The sequence below is a fragment of the Salinimicrobium oceani genome (assembly GCF_012037645.1).
This window is the reverse complement of the sequence record NZ_JAAVJR010000581.1, coordinates 1-463: the sequence shown is the minus strand read 5'-3', so window position 1 is coordinate 463 and position 463 is coordinate 1. Positions and strand designations below refer to the sequence as shown.

At 42.1% G+C, this 463-nt stretch carries 1 protein-coding gene; it reads left to right on the top strand.

The features are described from left to right. Nucleotides 1-463: lipoprotein signal peptidase (locus HC175_RS18350; RefSeq protein WP_168139677.1), on the top strand; the 463-nt coding region annotated here is incomplete at both ends.

The window sequence follows — 463 nt, the reverse complement described above, 5'->3', positions numbered from 1 at the left end:
GCCTGGGGAGCACAAATTCCCGGAGAATATGGCAAATTACTGCTAACGACTTTCCGGCTTATCGCCGTGCCTTTTATTGGTTACTGGCTGTGGGATTCTATCAGGAAAAATGGTTCCAAAATACTCATTACTGCAATTGCATTAATATTTGCAGGAGCCGTGGGTAATATAATTGATTCCGTCTTTTACGGGGTGATCTTTGATCATAGCTATAATCAGGTGGCTGAATTCCTTCCCGAAGGTGGAGGCTATGCTCCTTTGTTGTACGGGCATGTAGTGGATATGCTTTATTTCCCGTTATGGTCCGGATACCTTCCGGAGTGGATCCCTTTTTGGGGTGGAGATTATTTTACTTTTTTTGAGCCTGTTTTTAACATCGCAGATTCGGCTATTACTGGTGGTTTCTTCCTTTTGATCATCTTCAATAAAAAAGTATTTCCGCAGGAGGAAAAAGAAAAGAAAC